The sequence below is a fragment of the Dactylosporangium sp. CA-139066 genome, assembly GCF_050936175.1.
Lineage (GTDB): Bacteria > Actinomycetota > Actinomycetes > Mycobacteriales > Micromonosporaceae > Dactylosporangium.
This window is the reverse complement of the sequence record NZ_JBNJNH010000001.1, coordinates 9,514,861-9,529,782: the sequence shown is the minus strand read 5'-3', so window position 1 is coordinate 9,529,782 and position 14,922 is coordinate 9,514,861. Positions and strand designations below refer to the sequence as shown.

Below are 14,922 nucleotides of genomic sequence, written 5' to 3'. Positions count from 1 at the left end.
TATGAGGTGCACCGACTCGAAGATGACACGCCGGAACGCTCGTTGCCCACGCTTTCGTCGGTGATCGCGGCCGCGGCCGCCGCGCTCGACCGGGCCGGGGTCGGCTCACCGCGGGTCGACGCCGAACTGCTCGCCGCGCATGTGCTCGGCGTCACGCGCGCCCGGCTGCTCACCGCCTCGGCCGGCCGCGAGCAGATCGCCGAGATCCGGCGCCTGGTCGCCCGCCGCGCCGAGCGGATCCCGCTGCAGCACCTCACCGGCACCGCGCCGTTCTACGGGCTGGAGCTCGCGGTCGGCCCCGGGGTGTTCGTCCCGCGGTTCGAGACGGAGCTGCTCGTGGAGTGGGCGCTGGCGCGCCTCGGCTCCGCCGGGCGCGTCGTGGACCTGTGCTCCGGGTCCGGGGCCATCGCCCTGGCCGTCGCCACGCAGCGTCCCGGGCTGCAGGTGTACTGCGTGGAGCGCTCGAAATCCGCCCTCACCTGGCTGCGGGGCAACGTCGAGCGCGTCGCCCCGCGCGTGCGGGTCATCGAGGCCGACGTGTCCGACGATGCGGTGCTGGCCGACATTGCGGGTACCGCCGACATGGTTTTGTGCAATCCGCCCTATGTCCCGGAGACGGCCGACGTCGACGTGGAGGTGGCGCAGCACGATCCGCACGAGGCGGTCTTCGCCGGCGGCGACGGCCTGGACCTGATGCCCGCCGTCGCGCGCGCGGCCGCCCGCCTGCTGCGCCCCGGCGGCGAGCTGGCCGTCGAGCACGACGACACCCAGGGCGCATCGCTGCCCGACCTGCTGCGCGCGACGGGCGACTTCGACGAGATCGCGGACCACCGCGACCTGGCCGGCCGCCCCCGCTTCGCCACCGCCCGCCGGACCGGCGGCACGGCCTGGCAAGATGGCTCCCCGTGATGCTTTACGACTGCAGCCGGCTCGCCGAGCGCGAGCGCGGCATCGCCGCGGCGATCGAGGCCGTCGGCCGCGGTGACCTGATCGTGATGCCGACCGACACCGTGTACGGCATCGGCGCCGACGCGTTCAAGTCCTGGTCGGTGACCGCGCTCAACAACGCCAAGGGCCGCACCACGCCCGTGCCCGTCCTCGTCGGCTCCCGGCACACCCTCGACGGCCTCGTGTTCGGCCTGCCGCAGGCCGCGCGCGACCTGGTCGACGCCTTCTGGCCCGGCGCGCTGACGATCGTGGTCGAGCACGCCCCGAGCCTGCAGTGGGACCTGGGCAGCACTGACGGCACGGTCGCCGTACGGATGCCGCTGCACCCGATCGCGCTCGAGGTCCTGCGCGAGACCGGCCCGATGGCGGTGTCCTCGGCGAACAAGCACGGCCAGCCGCCGGCGGAGACCGCGGCCGAGGCGCGCGAGCAGCTGGGGTACTCCGTGAGCGTGTACCTCGAGGGCGGCCCCTGCCCCGAGCCCGTCGCCAGCACGATCATCTCGGTCGTCGGCGGCGAGCACCGTGTGCTGCGCACCGGCGCGATCCCGATCGAGAAGCTCCGCGAGGTCGTCCCGGACCTCGTCGCGCTCGAGGACTGATGTCCCCGTTCAGCGTCCTGTGCGTCTGCATGGGCAACATCTGCCGCTCGCCGATGGCCGAGCGCCTGCTCGTCGCGGACGCGCTGGCGCTCGGCGCGGGCCCGGACGTGCTGTACGTCCACGGCGCCGGCACCGGCGGCTGGCACGCCGGCGAGCCGATGGACCGCCAGGCGGCCCGGCAGGTGGAGGCCCGCGGCGGCGACGCGACGGGCTTCCGCGCGCGCAAGCTCCTGGCCGAGCACGTGGAGGCGTCGGACCTGATCCTGACGGCCACCATCGAGCAGGTGGACTTCGTCGTCGCCCTGTGCCCGGACGCGGCCGCGCGCACGTTCGTCTTCGGCGAGTTCGGCCGCCTGATCCGCGACGTCGACCTCCCGCCGGGTCTTTCGGACCCGTACGAGCGCGGCGTCGCCCTGGTCGAGGCGGCCGACGCGGCCCGGTCGGGGGAGCGCCCGCGCGAGTCGGACGAGCTGGACGACCCGTGGGGCCGCCCGGACGCCTACTTCAGCCGCGTGGCCGACGAGATCCACGCCACGACGAAGCCCTTGGCCGAGGCGCTGTTCCGGCGCTGAGACTTTGGGGCACGAAAAATCCCGCCGCTCCGCAGCAGGATTTTTCGGACTTATCATCATTTAGCGGGTCGGGGCCTGCCGCGCACCTCCTGGGTACGGTGGCAACCGGTCCGGTCTGGCCTGCTCGCTGAGCGAAAGGTGTCGTCGACGCCACTGCGTCAGCGAACCTCGGGCGGTGGCAACGAGCAGCGGGCTGTGCCGCCAATGTCAAGGTCGGCTGCCCGGAACGGCGTCACCATCGCGGTCGCCCACGGCCCAGTCGTCGCCGTCGCGCCCGTCGGTCCCACCCTCGGAGCCGCCATGGCCGAGCCTGAGCTGTGGCCGAGCCGGGAGTTGCGGTCGAGTTGGGCGAACGCACAAGCAATATCGCCAAGAACCGCGCTGACCGGGCGCCGACCTGCTAAATCATGAAATGTCGGATTTATCCGGTCTAGCGAAGCGGCCGGATAAATCCGTTCAAAGCACCTGCTACCGCTCGGCCGTGCGGGCGATGTTCCGAGCCATGCCGCCGAAGACGAAAGCGTGGAACGGGGCGACCGCCCACCAGTAGAAGTGCCCGGCCAGGCCGCGGGGCAGGAACACCGCCCGCTGCTCGTACACCGTTCGCCCGCGCGCATCCGAGGCCGCGCGCATCTCCAGCCAGGCGCGGCCCGGCAGCTTCATCTCCGCCCGCAGGCGCAGCAGCGAACCCGGCACGATCTCCTCCACGCGCCAGAAGTCGAGGGCCTCGCCGACGTACAGGCGGGACGGGTCGCGGCGGCCGCGGCGCAGGCCGACGCCGCCGGCGAGACGGTCCAGCCAGCCGCGGATCGACCATGCCAGGGGGAAGGAGTGCCAGCCGTTCTCGCCGCCGATCGCCTCGATGACGCGCCACAGGCGCTCCGGCGGCGCGCTGACGCTGCGGGTGCGCTCGTCGCGGTACACCGTGCCGCCCGACCAGGACGGATCGCTCGGCAGCGGATCGCTCGGGGCGCCGGCGAGGGTCGCGTTGGCCCAGCGCGTCTCGACGTCGGCGTTGCGGATCCTGCGCAGGGCCAGGGTGACGGCCAGGTCGAAGCCGGTCAGGCCGTCGTGCGGGTCCGGGACGTACTCGGCGATGTCGTGCTCGTGGCAGACCGCCTCGTGGATGAGGCTGCCGACGAGCGGGCGGGCGATGCGGTTCGGCACCGGCGTGACGAGGCCGACCCAGTGCGAGGACAGCCAGGGGCTGAGCGCGCGGGTCGGGACGAGGATGCGGCGGCGCAGGCCGGCGACCCGGGCGTACCGCTGCATGAGCTCGGCGTAGGTGAGCACGTCCGGGCCGCCGATGTCGAAGGCGCGGTTGACCGGCGGCGGGAAGACCGAGGCCGCCGAGACCAGGTACCGCAGCACGTCCCGGACGGCGATCGGCTGAATGCGGTTGTGCACCCAGGCCGGGGTCACCATGACGGGGAGGCGCTCGGTGAGGTACCGCAGCATCTCGAACGACGCGGACCCCGACCCGATGATGACCGCGGCTCGGAACACGACGGCCGGGACGGCGCAGCGCAGGAAGATGTCGCCGACCTCGCCCCGGGAGCGAAGGTGCGCGGACGCGTGGCCGGCCGGGACCGGGCCGCCGAGGTAGACGATCCGCTCGACCCCGGCCGCCTCGCAGGCGATGGCGAAGTTCAGCGCGCTGAGCCGGTCGACGTCCTCGAAGGCGTCCTGGCCGAGCGCGTGCACGAGGTAGTACGCGACCTCGATCCCGCGCAGGGCCTCGACCAGGCCTGCGTCCTCGGCCACGTCGCCCTCGGCGATCTCCACCTTCGGCGCCCACGGCACGTCGCGCAGCCGGCGGGCGTCGCGGGTCAGGCAGCGCACCTCGTGGCCGGCCGCGAGCAGGCGCGGGACGAGGCGGCCGCCGACGTACCCGGTCGCGCCGGTCACGAGACATCGCATGACTTCATGCTTACCCTGCGCAATCGGCCCCTAGACTCGTTTCATGGGCGACACGTACTGGGGACCCGACTTCCAGGCGCTGCGGGACACCGACCCGGAGATCGCCGACGTCGTCCTCGGCGAGCTCGGCCGCCTGCGCGGCGGCCTGCAGCTGATCGCGAGCGAAAACCTCACCTCGCCCGCCGTGCTGGCGGTCCTCGGCTCGACCCTCACGAACAAGTACGCCGAGGGGTACCCCGGCCGGCGCTACTACGGCGGCTGCGCCGAGGTCGACCGGGCCGAGACGCTCGGCATCGAGCGGGCCCGCACGCTCTTCGGCGCCGAGCACGCCAACCTGCAGCCCCACAGCGGGGCGAGCGCCAACCTGGCCGCCTACGCCGCGCTGCTCATGCCGGGCGACACGGTGCTGGCGATGGAGCTGCCGCACGGCGGGCACCTCACCCACGGCAGCAGGGTCAACTTCTCCGGCAAGTGGTTCACCACGGTCGGGTACCCGGTGCGCAAGGAAGACGAGCTCATCGACTACGACGAGGTCCGCGAGCTGGCCGTGGCGCACCGGCCCAAGATGATCATCTGCGGCGCGACGGCGTACCCCCGGCTCATCGACTTCGCGCGCTTCCGCGAGATCGCCGACGAGGTCGGGGCCTACCTCATGGTCGACGCGGCACACTTCATCGGGCTCGTCGCCGGCAAGGCGATCCCGTCGCCCGTGCCGCACGCCGACGTGGTGTGCGCCACCACGCACAAGGTGCTGCGCGGTCCCCGCGGCGGCATGATCCTCTGCCGGGAGAACCTCGCCCAGCGCATCGACAAGGCGGTGTTCCCGTTCACGCAGGGCGGCCCGCTCATGCACGCCGTCGCCGCGAAGGCGGTCGCGCTCAAGGAGGCCTCCCAGCCGGCGTACGCCGACTACGCGCGCCAGGTCGTGGCCAACGCGCGGGCGCTGGCCGAGGCGATGGCGGCCGAGGGCATGCGGCCCGTCTCCGGCGGCACCGACACCCACCTGGCCCTCATCGACCTGCGGGCGCTGCAGATCACGGGGCGCGAGGCGGAGGAGCGCTGCGACGCCTCGGGCATAACCCTGAACAAGAACGCCATCCCGTACGACCCGGAGAAACCGATGACCGCATCGGGCATCCGCGTCGGCACGCCGTCGGTGACCACGCAGGGCATGAAGGAGCCCGAGATGCGTGAGATCGCCGCGCTGATCGCCGGCGCGATCCGCGGCGAGGACGTCTCGGCCCGGGTGGCGGACCTCGTGGGCGGCTTCCCCGCGTATCCTTGTCCGTCATGACCCAAAGGCCGGCCACCTCGTGACCGAGCGACTGCGCCACCTGCCCACCACGCTGGGCATCACCGGTGTGGTGCTCGTGGTCTCGGTCGTCATCGCCGCGCTGGCCGGCGGCGTCACGCCCGCCCTGGGTGCGGCCGCCGGCGTGGGCCTGGTGCTCGTCAGCCACCTGGTGTCCAACCTGGTGGTGGCGTGGGTCGACATGGTCGCGCGGCACATGCTGTTGCCCGTGGTCCTGATGACGTACGCCGTGAAGTTCGCCGCGTTCGGCATGGTCATGTTCCGCGTGAACCAGGCGCAGTGGCCCGGACTGTTCGCGCTGGGCGTCACCGTCATCGCCGCGACGATCGCGTGGATCAGCGCGCAGCTGTACTGGATTCTCCACGCCAAGATCTACTACGTGGACGTCTAACACACGTTCTTGCGCGGCTCGCTCGTGCGGCTGCCCTTGGTGGTGCCGCTCTGGTCCTGCGCCGACCACTGCACCGCCGTGCGCCAGGTCGCGTTCGCGCACGCGACGCCGGCGGTGTGGCGGCGCGCGCTCGCCGGCCGTTCGCTCGTGGTGTCGGCGCCGGCCGAGGTGTACGCCTGACTGGCCACCGTCGTCCACTGCTTGCCGTCGGGGGAGCGCTGCAGCTGCACGGTCAGCGTCAACTGCTGCGGACCGGGCCGGTCGCACAGCACCTCGCCGGTCGCCACGACCCGGCCGCCCTGCTTCTGCGGCCGGTGCGGTGATACGGAGCACTTCGATCCGGCCTTGCGTATGCCGTCACGCACCGCGTCCGAACCCGACTGGGTCTTGGTCACCGCGAGGGCGGCGACGATGAGAAGAAACGCGACCGCGATGTTGCGCATTGTGATCACCTCGGCCACGGACTGTTATGCTCCAGCGATAGCTAACCGGGCAGAGGGGACCATGCGCAACATTCATTCACGCGTGAGTCGTGTAGTTGACGCCTTCCACCCCGGCGGCGTAGTAACGTCTTTGGCCGCCGGTTGATGGCCCCGAGAGACGGATGAACCCCCGCGCGTCGAGCACGCGGGGGTCGAGTTACTGGTGGGAAAGCCCGGCTGATATCGTCACGGCGTCATGGCGGACAAACAGCAAGAGAAGCGGCCGGACCCCGGCGCCAACGCTGGCTGGTCCGCCCTTGGCACGCTTCTGGGCGGCGTCGTCGCATGGGGCGGCATCGGCTACGCGCTGGACTGGTGGCTCCACATCCCACGCCACCTCGGACTGCTCGTCGGCATGATCGTCGGCATCGCCGGAAGCTTGTACATCGTCATGAAGCGGTTTGGTTGAGCGCGTGAAGGGTGGATCGGTGGGTCAGCCGACTTTCCTCGCTGAGGGGTTCCCTCCTGGCGTCAAGGATTTCGACTTTCAGAGCTGGATCCCGTCCCTGCGGGACTCCGAGTGGGGCCTCGCTTTCACCAAGATCACCTTCATGGTGTGGCTGGCCGTCGCCCTGATCATCATCTTCTTCCTGGTCACCTACCGCAGCCCGAAGCTCGTGCCGGACAAGAAGCAGTGGTTCGCCGAGTCGATCTACGGCTTCGTCCGGGAGGGCGTGGCCAAGGACGTCATCGGGCATGAGGGCCTGCGCTTCGCGCCCTACCTGACGACGCTCTTCCTCTTCATCGCGGTCACGAACGTCTTCGCGATCATCCCGCTGTTCCAGATCTCGCCGAACGCGCACATCGCGTTTCCGATCATCCTCGGCGTGATCAGCTACGTGATGTTCATCTATCTTGGCATCAAGAAGCACGGCGCCGCGAAGTACTTCCGGACCAACCTGTTCATGCCGGGCATCCCCTGGCCGCTGTACTTCCTCATCACGCCGATCGAGTTCATCTCGACGTTCCTGACGCGCCCGGTCACGCTGGCCGTCCGTCTCTTCGCCAACATGTTCGCCGGCCACCTGATGCTGCTGGTCTTCACGCTCGGTGGTGTGGCGATGCTGGGCAGCGCGAACGTCTTCGTGATGGGCCTGTCGGTCTTCTCGTTCCTGATGGCGATCGTCATGACCTTCTTCGAGGTCATGGTCATCTTCCTGCAGGCGTACGTCTTCGCGATGCTGACCGCCAGCTACATCCAGGGCGCCATCGCCGAAGACCACTGAGATCCGAACTTTTCAATCAGCTTCACCAATTGTTCAACCCCGTCGTCACGCGTGACAGTCACGCGCGATCCTCAGGAGGAAACACATCATGGATCTTGCTGCGGTTTCCGGGCAGCTCGGTGCGGTCGGCTACGGTCTCGCCGCCATCGGCCCCGGCATCGGCGTCGGCATCATCTTCGCCGCCTACATCCAGGCGAGCGCCCGTCAGCCTGAGTCGGCCGGTGCCAACCGGACCTGGCTCATCTTCGGCTTCGCCGTCGTCGAGGCGCTCGCGCTGTTCGGCCTCGTGCTCGCGTTCGCGCTTACGTAAGTCTTCTCTGGCATCCATCTAGAGACCGGACAGGAGGTGCGCACATGAACAAGATCCTTGCCGCGGACGAGGGAGGCGGCAACGTCATCCTCCCGCACGTGCCCGAGATCATCGTCGGCACGATCGCCTTCGCGTTGCTGTGCTTCGTGCTGCTGAAGTTCGTCTTCCCCCGTATGGAGGCGACCTTCCAGGCGCGGGTCCACGCGATCGAGGGCGGCATCAAGCGCGCCGAGGCGGCGCAGGCGGAGGCGAACCAGCTCCTCGAGCAGTACAAGGAGCAGCTCGCCGAGGCCCGCACCGAGGCGGCCCGCATCCGCGACGAGGCGCGCGCCGACGCCACGGGCATTCGCGAGGACATCCTCGCCAAGGCCCGCGAGGAGAGCGACCGCATCATCGCCGCGGGGCGCGACGCCCTGCAGACCGAGCGCCAGCAGATTGTGCGCCAGCTGCGGGCCGAGATCGGCTCGCTCGCGGTCGACCTCGCCGGTCGCATCGTCGGCGAGTCGCTCGAGGATGAGGCTCGCCGCCGAGGCACCGTGGAGCGGTTCCTCGAGGAGATCGGCGACGCCGACGCGGCCGGTGCCGCGGGGCGGCGCTGATGGAGGGCACCAACCGCGAGGCCTACGGGGCCGCTGCCGACAAGCTCGCCGAGTTCTCGGCGAGCGCTGACGTTGCGGGGATCTCGAAGGTCGCGGAGGAGATCCTCGCGGTGGCCGGCCTGCTGCGCCGCGAGCCGCGGCTGCGCCGGGCGCTGGCCGACCCCGGCCGCCCCGGCGCGGAGCGCTCGGAGCTGATCAGCTCGATCCTGACCGGCAAGGTCGGGGCCGAGACGGTCGGCCTGGTCGCCGCGCTGGTGTCCGGCCGCTGGTCCGGCCCCGGCGCGCTGCTGGACGGCACCGAGCGGCTCGGCGTCGACGCGCTGCTGGCCGCGGCGGACCGCGGCGGCGAGCTGGCCGACGTGGAGGACGAGCTCTTCCGCTTCAGCCAGATCGTGTCGGGCGACCCCCGCCTGGCCGGCGCGCTCGGCGACTCCACCACGCCGGTCGCCTCGCGCACCGAGCTGGTCACGGATCTGCTCAAGGGCAAGGCCAAGGCGACCACGCTCAGCCTCGCCCAGCTCGCGGTCGCCGGGTTCGGCGGCCGCGGCTTCGACAGCTCGCTGAACCGCCTCGTCGAGCTGGCCGCCGCCAAGCGGGACCGGTCGGTGGCGCACGTGACCACCGCGGTGCCGCTGACCGACGCCGAGGAGGAGCGCCTGGCCGCTCGCCTGGCCGAACTGTACGGTCGAGGGGTATCCCTCAAGGTCGACGTCGATCCGCGCATCATCGGTGGCATGCGGGTCCAGGTCGGCGCAGACCTGTACGACGGCACGGTGTCCCGTCGTCTCGCCGAGGCGAAGACGGCGCTCGGAAAGTAGCTTGGTGTGAGCGGAGCGAGCATGCGGGGTCCGGGGTGGGAAACCTCCGGCGCGCCCGAGCGAAGCGAGCGCCAACAACGCTTTCAGCCAATTTCCCCGAAGCTTTGTTACTCCAGATAGAAGGTTGAGGATGGCCGAGCTGACCATCTCCTCGGACGACATTCGGGGCGCGCTCGAGCGCTACGTCTCGTCCGTTGACTCAAAGATCTCCCGCGAGGAGGTCGGCGTCGTCTCGTACGCCGGCGACGGTATCGCCCAGGTCGAGGGTCTGCCCTCGACGATGGCCAACGAGCTGCTCGAGTTCGAGGACGGCACGCTCGGCGTTTCGCTCAACCTCGACGTCCGCGAGATCGGCGTCGTCGTCCTCGGCAAGTTCGAGGGCATCGAGGAGGGCCAGCAGGTCAAGCGGACCGGCCGCGTCCTCTCGGTCCCGGTCGGCGACGCCTTCCTGGGCCGCGTGGTCAACCCGCTCGGCCAGCCGATCGACGACCGCGGCGACATCCCCAACGAGGGCTTCCGCGAGCTCGAGCTGCAGGCGCCGAACGTCATGGCCCGCCAGCCCGTCAAGGAGCCGCTGCAGACCGGCATCAAGGCGATCGACGCCATGACCGCCATCGGCCGCGGCCAGCGCCAGCTGATCATCGGTGACCGCAAGACCGGCAAGACCACGGTCGCGCTGGACACGATCATCAACCAGCGGGACAACTGGAAGTCCGGCGACCCGAAGAAGCAGGTCCGCTGCATCTACGTCGCGATCGGCCAGAAGGCGACCACCATCGCCGCCATCAAGGGGACCCTGGAAGAGCAGGGCGCCATGGAGTACACGACCATCGTGGCCTCCCCGGCGGACGACCCGGCCGGCTTCAAGTACCTCGCCCCCTACACCGGTTCGTCCATCGGGCAGCACTGGATGTACGGCGGCAAGCACGTCCTGATCGTGTTCGACGACCTGACGAAGCAGGCCGAGGCGTACCGCGCCATCTCCCTGCTGCTGCGCCGCCCGCCGGGCCGTGAGGCCTACCCGGGCGACGTCTTCTACTTGCACTCCCGCCTGCTGGAGCGCTGCGCGAAGCTCTCCGACGAGCTCGGCGGCGGCTCGATGACCGGCCTGCCGATCATCGAGACCAAGGCCAACGACATCTCGGCCTACATCCCGACCAACGTCATCTCGATCACCGACGGCCAGGTCTTCCTGGAGTCCGACCTGTTCAACCAGGGCGTCCGGCCGGCGATCAACGTCGGTACGTCGGTGTCCCGGGTCGGCGGTTCGGCCCAGGTCAAGGGCATGAAGGACGTCGCCGGCCGCCTGCGGCTGGACCTGGCGCAGTACCGCGAGCTCGAGGCGTTCTCCGCGTTCGCCTCCGACCTCGACAAGGCGTCCCGCGCCCAGCTGGACAAGGGCGCCCGCCTGGTCGAGCTGCTCAAGCAGCCGCAGTACTCGCCGTTCTCGGTCGAGGAGGAGATCGTCTCGGTGTGGGCCGGCACGACGGGCCAGCTCGACAGCGTCCCGGTCTCCGACATCCGCCGCTTCGAGACGGAGTTCCTGCAGCACCTGCGCACCAGCCGCAAGGAGTTGCTGGACGCGATCGCCGAGACCAAGAAGCTCGAGGAGAGCACGATCGACGGCCTGACCAAGGAGATCGCGCACTTCAAGGAGGTCTTCTCCGCGAAGGGCGCCGACCTGAAGGTCAACGAAGCGCCGGCGAAGCCGTTCGAGGGTGAGTCGCAGCGCGAGACCGTCACCCGCCAGGTCCGGAAGTCGGGCTGACGCATGGCCGGTCAGGTACAGGCACTGCGCCGTCGGATCCGAACGGTCAAGTCGACCAAGAAGATCACGAAGGCGCAGGAGCTCGTCGCCACGAGCCGCATCGGCAAGGCGCAGGAGCGGGTTGCCGCCGCGCTGCCCTACGCCGAGGCGATCACGGGCGTGCTGACGGCGCTGGCCAGCAACGCGAACGTCGATCACCCGCTGCTGGTGCCGCGCACCCCGGTCCGCCGGGCCGGGGTCCTGGTGATCACCAGCGACCGCGGGCTCTGCGGCGGCTACAACGCCAACGCGCTGCGCACCGCCGAGCAGTTGATCGCCCGGCTGCGCCAGGACGGCAAGCAGGTCGCGCTCTACGTCGCCGGTCGTAAGGGTGTGGCGTACTACCGCTTCCGCGGCCGCGAGATCGCCGGGAGCTGGACGGGCTTCTCCGAGCAGCCGCGGTACGACAACGCGTCCGAGATCGGCGAGACCCTGATCCAGGCGTTCGTCAACGGCGCCGACGACTCGGTCGACGGCCCCGGCCCCGACGGCATCCTCGGCATCGACGAGCTCCACATGGTCCACACGCAGTTCCGCTCCCTGATGACCCAGACCCCGATCGGCCGGATCGTCGCGCCGATGGAGGTCGAGGAGCATGAGGTCAGCGGGCCGCTGCCGGCCTACGAGTTCGAGCCGGAGGCTGAGGAACTGCTCGAGGCCCTGTTGCCGAAGTACATCAACACGCGGATCTTCGCCGCGCTGCTGGACTCGGCGGCCAGTGAGTCGGCCGCGCGCCGGCGGGCCATGAAGAGCGCCTCCGACAACGCCGACGACCTGCTCAAGCGGTACACCCGCGAGATGAACTCCGCGCGGCAGGCGGCGATCACCCAGGAAATCAGCGAGATCGTCGGCGGCGCCAACGCGCTGGCGGCGGCGGGAAGTGATGTGTGATGACTGCACCAGCAGACACGAAGACCGCGGTCGGCCGCGTGGTCCGGGTCATCGGCCCGGTCGTCGACGCCGAGTTCCCGCGTGACGCCATGCCCGACATCTACAACGCGCTCCACGTCGACGTGACCCTCTCCGGGGGCACCAAGACGCTGACGCTCGAGGTTGCCCAGCACCTCGGCGACAACATGGTGCGCGCCATCTCCATGCAGCCGACCGACGGCCTGGTCCGCGGTACCGAGGTTCGCGACACCGGCGCCGGCATCTCGGTGCCCGTCGGCGAGGTGACCAAGGGCCACGTGTTCAACGCCCTCGGCCAGGTGCTCAACGCCGACGAGTCGACGCTGCAGATCAAGGACCGCTGGGAGATCCACCGCTCAGCGCCCGCCTTCGCCGAGCTCGAGCCGAAGACCGAGATGCTGGAGACCGGCATCAAGGTGCTCGACCTGCTCGCGCCCTACGTGCGCGGTGGCAAGATCGGCCTGTTCGGCGGCGCCGGCGTGGGCAAGACGGTGCTCATCCAGGAGATGATCACCCGTGTTGCCCGCAACTTCGGTGGTACGTCGGTGTTCGCCGGCGTCGGCGAGCGCACCCGTGAGGGCAACGACCTCATCCTGGAGATGGCCGAGGGTGGCGTTCTGGACAAGACCGCTCTGGTCTTCGGCCAGATGGACGAGCCGCCGGGCACCCGTCTGCGGGTGGCGCTGTCCGCGCTGACCATGGCGGAGTACTTCCGCGATGTGCAGAACCAGGAGGTGCTGCTCTTCATCGACAACATCTTCCGGTTCACCCAGGCCGGCTCCGAGGTGTCGACGCTGCTGGGCCGCATGCCCAGCGCCGTCGGTTACCAGCCGACCCTGGCCGACGAGATGGGCCTGCTGCAGGAGCGCATCACCTCCGTGCGGGGCAAGGCCATCACCTCGCTCCAGGCGATCTACGTGCCCGCCGACGACTACACCGACCCGGCGCCGGCCACCACGTTCGCCCACCTGGACGCGACCACCAACCTCGAGCGGTCGATCTCGGACAAGGGCATCTACCCGGCCGTCGACCCGCTGGCGTCCTCCTCGCGCATTCTCGCGCCGGAGTTCGTCGGCATCGAGCACTACACGGTCGCCCGCGAGGTGCAGCGGATCCTGCAGAAGTACAAGGACCTGCAGGACATCATCGCCATCCTCGGCATGGACGAGCTGTCCGAAGAGGACAAGGTGACGGTCAACCGGGCCCGGCGCATCGAGCGGTTCCTGTCGCAGAACACCTACGCCGCCGAGCAGTTCACGAGCATCCCGGGCTCGACGGTGCCGGTCAAGGAGACGATCGAGGCGTTCAAGAAGATCAGCGAGGGCGAGTACGACCACTTCCCCGAGCAGGCGTTCTTCATGTGCGGTGGCCTCGACGACCTCGAGAAGAAGGCGCACGAGCTGATGAAGGACTGACCTTCGTCGGTACTTCGAAAGGGCGCGCCATCCGGATGGTTGGCGCGCCCTTTCCGTTCTGCCCAGCTGAAATTTTCGGCAAAGCGCTTCATGAGGCGGTGACGTGCGTCACGCTCTGAAGTGTCCATCGGACGATCCGGCGCACGCCGTCGCGGACTTGTATCGCCACTTGTGCCAACGTGGCGAGGCCCACTGCTCGGCACGTCGGATCATTGACTAGACTCGGCCAAACCGAATCGCGCACACGAGGAGTAACTAGCGTGGCGAGGCAGCTGCACGTCGAGCTCGTAGCCGTCGAGGAGAAAGTCTGGTCCGGCGACGCGGACATGGTCGTGGCGCGCACGACCGAGGGTGAGCTTGGCGTGCTTTACGGCCACACGCCGCTCCTCGGCCAGCTCGCCGAGGAGGGCCAGGTCCGCATCAAGCAGAGCGGCGGCTCCGAGATCGCCTACGACGTGGCCGGCGGGTTCATCTCCGTCACCGGCACCGGGGTGACCGTCCTCGCCGAGAGCTGCGCCCCCGCATCCTCCTCCGCAGCGCACTGACGGCAGGGCGGCGAAGGTGAGGATCGTCGAGTACATCGGCATCGCGGTCCTCATCCTGCTCGCCGCCCTCGCGGTGCTGTTCCTGCGCCGCCTGGTGATCGCCCGCCAGGGTGGCACGATCGAGCTGGGCGTGCGCCTGAGCACCATCGTCCCCGGCCGCGGCTGGTCCGCCGGCCTCGCCCGCTTCTCGGGCGACGAGCTGCGATGGTATCGAATCTTCAGCTTCTGGCCGGGCCCGCGCCGCGTGTTGTCGCGCCGCGGGCTCGCTGTCGATCGCCGCCGCACGCCCGACGCGGCGGAGCTGCTCGTCCTGCCGCCCGACTGGGTGATCGTGCGCTGTATCAGCCGGCAGGCGCCCGTCGAGATCGCGATGGCCGAGCGGGCGCTGACCGGCTTCCTGTCCTGGGTCGAGGCGGCGCCCCCGGGTGAGTCCACCCCGGAGACGCGCCCCTACCGCTACCGTGCGGGCTGATCCCCGCCGCCGGGGACCCATTTCACGTCGCCGTCCGGGTTGGCCGTGCGGCAGAGGATGAACAGCAGGTCGGACAGGCGGTTGAGGTACTGCAGCGCCAACTCGTTCGTCCGCCGCTCGTCGACCTCCCACAGCGCCCAGCCGCTGCGCTCCGCCCGCCGGCTCACCGTGCGGGCCACGTGTAGCAGGGCCGCGCCTGGGGTACCGCCGGGCAGGATGAAGGAGTCCAGCTTGGGCAGCGTCTCGTTGAACTCGTCACACCAGTGCTCCAGCCGCTCCACCTGCGCCGCCGTCACCCGCAGCGGCGGGTGGGCCGGCTCCTCGACGATCGGGTTGCACAGGTCCGCGCCCACGTCGAACAGGTCGTTCTGGACCACCCGCAGGACCGCCGCGACCCGCTCGTCCAGCGCCCCCAGCGCCAGCGCCACGCCGATCGCGGCGTTGGTCTCGTCGACGTCGGCGTACGCAATGATGCGCGGGTCCGTCTTGGACACCCGCGAAAAGTCGCCCAATCCCGTCGTGCCGGTATCGCCGGTCTTCGTGTAGATCCGCGTGAGGTGAATGGCCATGGTTTTCACGGTACGGAATCCCCCTACG

General features: G+C 69.9%; 18 protein-coding genes. 15 read left to right on the top strand and 3 right to left on the bottom strand.

All coding sequences use genetic code 11. From position 1 onward, the window contains the following. Positions 1-6 precede the first annotated feature (6 nt). The 3 genes from prmC to ACQEVU_RS43525 are packed head-to-tail and all read left to right on the top strand — an operon-like array spanning position 7 to position 2,119. Positions 7-909: a peptide chain release factor N(5)-glutamine methyltransferase gene (prmC, locus tag ACQEVU_RS43535; RefSeq protein ID WP_433334406.1), complete on the top strand. Its 903-nt coding sequence runs from the start codon at positions 7-9 to the stop codon at positions 907-909. Next, entirely contained in the window at positions 909-1,547 is a 639-nt protein-coding gene (locus ACQEVU_RS43530) for an L-threonylcarbamoyladenylate synthase (RefSeq protein ID WP_433335334.1), read from the top strand. The genes prmC and ACQEVU_RS43530 overlap by 1 nt, the downstream gene beginning before the upstream one ends. Beyond that, on the top strand, positions 1,547-2,119 hold the full coding sequence (locus ACQEVU_RS43525; RefSeq protein ID WP_433334404.1) for a phosphotyrosine protein phosphatase: 573 nt from the start codon (positions 1,547-1,549) through the stop codon (positions 2,117-2,119). The genes ACQEVU_RS43530 and ACQEVU_RS43525 overlap by 1 nt, the downstream gene beginning before the upstream one ends. A 468-nt stretch (positions 2,120-2,587) precedes the next feature. Here the strand turns inward: ACQEVU_RS43525 and ACQEVU_RS43520 are convergent, their stop codons facing one another. After that, a complete protein-coding gene (locus ACQEVU_RS43520) occupies positions 2,588-4,039 on the bottom strand; it encodes an SDR family oxidoreductase (RefSeq protein WP_433334402.1) in 1,452 nt (483 codons plus the stop codon). A 43-nt stretch (positions 4,040-4,082) separates the two neighbouring features. Between ACQEVU_RS43520 and glyA the strand changes: the two genes are divergently transcribed. Both glyA and ACQEVU_RS43510 read left to right on the top strand, forming a co-directional pair. Further along, complete coding sequence (gene glyA, locus ACQEVU_RS43515) at positions 4,083-5,333, top strand: serine hydroxymethyltransferase (RefSeq protein ID WP_433334400.1); 1,251 nt, start codon at positions 4,083-4,085, stop codon at positions 5,331-5,333. A gap of 19 nt (positions 5,334-5,352) precedes the next feature. After that, positions 5,353-5,742, top strand: coding sequence for a hypothetical protein (locus tag ACQEVU_RS43510; RefSeq protein ID WP_433334398.1), 390 nt, complete (start codon positions 5,353-5,355; stop codon positions 5,740-5,742). Here ACQEVU_RS43510 and ACQEVU_RS43505 read toward each other — a convergent pair. Then, positions 5,739-6,185, bottom strand: coding sequence for a hypothetical protein (locus ACQEVU_RS43505; RefSeq protein WP_433334396.1), 447 nt, complete (start codon positions 6,183-6,185; stop codon positions 5,739-5,741). The genes ACQEVU_RS43510 and ACQEVU_RS43505 overlap by 4 nt on opposite strands. Before the next feature lie 235 nt (positions 6,186-6,420). On the opposite strand from ACQEVU_RS43505, the gene ACQEVU_RS43500 reads away from it, so the two are divergent. The 10 genes from ACQEVU_RS43500 to ACQEVU_RS43455 all read left to right on the top strand — a co-directional run bounded on the left by ACQEVU_RS43500 (position 6,421) and on the right by ACQEVU_RS43455 (position 14,325). Beyond that, the gene (locus ACQEVU_RS43500; RefSeq protein ID WP_433334394.1) at positions 6,421-6,633 is read left to right on the top strand and encodes an AtpZ/AtpI family protein; all 213 of its coding nucleotides are present in this window, start codon (positions 6,421-6,423) and stop codon (positions 6,631-6,633) included. Between the two features lie 19 nt (positions 6,634-6,652). Beyond that, a complete protein-coding gene (gene atpB, locus ACQEVU_RS43495; RefSeq protein WP_433334392.1) occupies positions 6,653-7,450 on the top strand; it encodes a F0F1 ATP synthase subunit A in 798 nt (265 codons plus the stop codon). A gap of 88 nt (positions 7,451-7,538) precedes the next feature. Beyond that, entirely contained in the window at positions 7,539-7,760 is a 222-nt protein-coding gene (atpE, locus tag ACQEVU_RS43490; protein WP_433334390.1) for an ATP synthase F0 subunit C, read from the top strand. A 53-nt stretch (positions 7,761-7,813) separates the two neighbouring features. Then, positions 7,814-8,359 (top strand): F0F1 ATP synthase subunit B, encoded by a 546-nt coding sequence (locus tag ACQEVU_RS43485; protein ID WP_433335332.1) that lies wholly within the window; start codon positions 7,814-7,816, stop codon positions 8,357-8,359. Next, a complete protein-coding gene (locus ACQEVU_RS43480; protein WP_433335330.1) occupies positions 8,356-9,177 on the top strand; it encodes a F0F1 ATP synthase subunit delta in 822 nt (273 codons plus the stop codon). Before ACQEVU_RS43485 ends, ACQEVU_RS43480 begins: the two co-directional genes overlap by 4 nt. Positions 9,178-9,307: 130 nt before the next feature. Beyond that, positions 9,308-10,945 carry a F0F1 ATP synthase subunit alpha gene (gene atpA, locus ACQEVU_RS43475; RefSeq protein ID WP_433334388.1) on the top strand — a complete coding sequence of 546 codons (1,638 nt, stop codon included), beginning with the start codon at positions 9,308-9,310 and terminating at the stop codon, positions 10,943-10,945. 3 nt (positions 10,946-10,948) lie between these two features. After that, a complete protein-coding gene (locus ACQEVU_RS43470) occupies positions 10,949-11,875 on the top strand; it encodes a F0F1 ATP synthase subunit gamma (RefSeq protein WP_433334386.1) in 927 nt (308 codons plus the stop codon). Continuing rightward, the gene (gene atpD / locus ACQEVU_RS43465) at positions 11,875-13,308 is read left to right on the top strand and encodes a F0F1 ATP synthase subunit beta (protein WP_433334384.1); all 1,434 of its coding nucleotides are present in this window, start codon (positions 11,875-11,877) and stop codon (positions 13,306-13,308) included. Before ACQEVU_RS43470 ends, atpD begins: the two co-directional genes overlap by 1 nt. 260 nt (positions 13,309-13,568) lie before the next feature. After that, positions 13,569-13,853: a F0F1 ATP synthase subunit epsilon gene (locus tag ACQEVU_RS43460; protein WP_433334382.1), complete on the top strand. Its 285-nt coding sequence runs from the start codon at positions 13,569-13,571 to the stop codon at positions 13,851-13,853. A gap of 16 nt (positions 13,854-13,869) precedes the next feature. Continuing rightward, positions 13,870-14,325, top strand: a complete 456-nt coding sequence (locus ACQEVU_RS43455) for a DUF2550 domain-containing protein (RefSeq protein ID WP_433334380.1) — start codon at positions 13,870-13,872, stop codon at positions 14,323-14,325. On the opposite strand, the gene ACQEVU_RS43450 is transcribed toward ACQEVU_RS43455, so the two are convergent. Next, positions 14,310-14,894, bottom strand: a complete 585-nt coding sequence (locus ACQEVU_RS43450) for a cob(I)yrinic acid a,c-diamide adenosyltransferase (protein WP_433334378.1) — start codon at positions 14,892-14,894, stop codon at positions 14,310-14,312. The genes ACQEVU_RS43455 and ACQEVU_RS43450 overlap by 16 nt on opposite strands. Positions 14,895-14,922 lie beyond the last annotated feature (28 nt).

What these genes read in the sequence shown, in the direction of transcription:
- ACQEVU_RS43530 (WP_433335334.1), top strand. Translation starts at nt 909, where the DNA reads ATGCTTTACGACTGCAGCCGGCTCGCCGAGCGCGAGCGCGGCATCGCC.
- ACQEVU_RS43525 (WP_433334404.1), top strand. Translation starts at nt 1,547, where the DNA reads ATGTCCCCGTTCAGCGTCCTGTGCGTCTGCATGGGCAACATCTGCCGC.
- ACQEVU_RS43520 (WP_433334402.1), bottom strand. Translation starts at nt 4,039, where the DNA reads ATGCGATGTCTCGTGACCGGCGCGACCGGGTACGTCGGCGGCCGCCTC.
- glyA (WP_433334400.1), top strand. Translation starts at nt 4,083, where the DNA reads ATGGGCGACACGTACTGGGGACCCGACTTCCAGGCGCTGCGGGACACC.
- ACQEVU_RS43505 (WP_433334396.1), bottom strand. Translation starts at nt 6,185, where the DNA reads ATGCGCAACATCGCGGTCGCGTTTCTTCTCATCGTCGCCGCCCTCGCG.
- ACQEVU_RS43500 (WP_433334394.1), top strand. Translation starts at nt 6,421, where the DNA reads ATGGCGGACAAACAGCAAGAGAAGCGGCCGGACCCCGGCGCCAACGCT.
- atpE (WP_433334390.1), top strand. Translation starts at nt 7,539, where the DNA reads ATGGATCTTGCTGCGGTTTCCGGGCAGCTCGGTGCGGTCGGCTACGGT.
- atpA (WP_433334388.1), top strand. Translation starts at nt 9,308, where the DNA reads ATGGCCGAGCTGACCATCTCCTCGGACGACATTCGGGGCGCGCTCGAG.
- ACQEVU_RS43470 (WP_433334386.1), top strand. Translation starts at nt 10,949, where the DNA reads ATGGCCGGTCAGGTACAGGCACTGCGCCGTCGGATCCGAACGGTCAAG.
- atpD (WP_433334384.1), top strand. Translation starts at nt 11,875, where the DNA reads ATGACTGCACCAGCAGACACGAAGACCGCGGTCGGCCGCGTGGTCCGG.
- ACQEVU_RS43450 (WP_433334378.1), bottom strand. Translation starts at nt 14,894, where the DNA reads ATGGCCATTCACCTCACGCGGATCTACACGAAGACCGGCGATACCGGC.